Origin of the sequence: Moorena sp. SIO4E2 (genome assembly GCF_010671945.1) — a bacterium.
In the GTDB taxonomy this organism is placed as follows: domain Bacteria; phylum Cyanobacteriota; class Cyanobacteriia; order Cyanobacteriales; family Coleofasciculaceae; genus Moorena; species Moorena producens.
Window position 1 is genome coordinate 1 of the sequence record NZ_JAAHIE010001115.1, and the last position, 1693, is coordinate 1693.

At 36.6% G+C, this 1693-nt stretch carries 1 protein-coding gene and 1 pseudogene; one reads left to right on the forward strand and one right to left on the reverse strand.

Annotated elements, in window-relative coordinates:
• Positions 1-213: pseudogene (locus tag F6K37_RS41245) on the forward strand (hypothetical protein); the annotation flags it as partial.
• Here the strand turns inward: F6K37_RS41245 and F6K37_RS41250 are convergent.
• Complete coding sequence (locus F6K37_RS41250; RefSeq protein ID WP_287257064.1) at positions 166-1248, reverse strand: transposase; 1083 nt, start codon at positions 1246-1248, stop codon at positions 166-168. The pseudogene F6K37_RS41245 and the gene F6K37_RS41250 sit on opposite strands and share 48 nt — an antisense overlap.
• Positions 1249-1693 lie beyond the last annotated feature (445 nt).

Below are 1693 nucleotides of genomic sequence, written 5' to 3' on the forward strand. Positions count from 1 at the left end.
ATGAAGGAAGCCCCAAATTTAGAAGCAATTCCCGATACCTTTCTTGATGCAGTCGCTCATGGGGGAAACCCCCAAGACCGCGCTGCATCGCTATCAGAAATCCCGGGAATTGCTCAGGCGCTAACCATAGCTAATCAAGCCAATATGAGTAGAAAAGACTTAGACTCAGATCTTGCACCTGATCAGACAAAAATCAAAACCCAGCTCATGTAACCAAGGCATAATTGTATCTAACTGATTAAAAATAGAAAGAAGCAAAACATGAGGTAAAAGTAAAATAAGTGTTTGTTGTGCACAATAAAACCAATCTAAACTCTCCGATTTACCTAAGTGTAAATAAACCCAATAAGCCAACAAATAAGAAACTAAAGAAAGAATCAACCAACGGTAGACTCCAAGTCTTGTCTTTTGTCCAAAGCGGTGTAGGCTAAAACGATATTTAGCTGTCTTAAAGAACCCCTCAATCTGCCATCTACGTTTTCCCCAACGAGCAATAGTTGTACCCTTCATGGGTTTAGTAGAGATGACAAAACGTTGAATTTTTTTGCAGTCTCGTTTAAGCCATACCCATGACAAAAAAACCGGAAAATCTAAACCCTTTAAATAAACTTGTTGACCACGATTTTTGATTTCTGAAACCTTACGGCCATCAGTTAAAGTTCGATTTTTACTAATTCCAACAATAGCATGACCGGAATGCTTACGGATATTATTAATCAATTTAATTGTGCCAAAAGCCGTATCACCAAGTACATAAATTTTAAAATTTTGAGTAAGTTTTTTAGGTAAATTATTTAATAACTTCTGTGCTAATTGGGATGGGGAGGGAGTACCCTTACCCCTATAAATCCTGAAACTCCATTCGCGTAGCGTGGCCGAAAGGCCAGGAATACGCCAATTTCCCAGGACTAAATACATCACTATAATGTGTAAACCTTTCTTATGATTATAGACTCGCACTAAGTTTCCTAGATGGGTAAACTTACCTACCTTTTCTAGAGTAGTTAAATCTAGGATTACTTGTAGAGTTGGTTTTCTTCCTCTTTTTCTTTGATCAAGAAGAAATTTGACTATTAAAGAACGAACGGTACGAATTAAAGAACGGGTTGACCATTGATAATTATTTAAGAAACGACTAATAGCACTTGCCGATTTGGTTTGACAATGATCCGGAACAGAATTACCTTGCCCACAAAGGATTAATCCAAAAATGGATTCTAAGGTTTCTTGTTGATAACTAGTGGGCATTAATTGTTTTAAGTTTGAGATTAATTTTTTTACTTGTGGTAAAATCTTCTTCAGGGTCTTTATTCTCCATTAATTCTAGAAAATAGTTGACTAAACTTATCATATCATCAAAAAAAAATCAATTCTAATTTAATCCATCACTAAACTAGTGGTTATTTGGATTTTCAGTATAATTTGGGTCATTGAGTGTCATTAAATTATGGGATACAGAGGCTTTTTCAAGGTATTTGATTAGTTGTCTCTAACTCAGGCATAGAACTGCCTCTAATCCCCTAAGAACAATCACTTCAGCCGTTCCTTCTCACAGCCACTTTTTTTGGTGCAAGATCTGAGTTAGAGGAATTACACAAACGAGAAGTGTTTATGGAAGACCGCAAAGGTGAAATTCGTCAAGCTATAGAACAAGGCCGGGAAGAAGGGAGATTAGTAATGCAGGGACTGATAT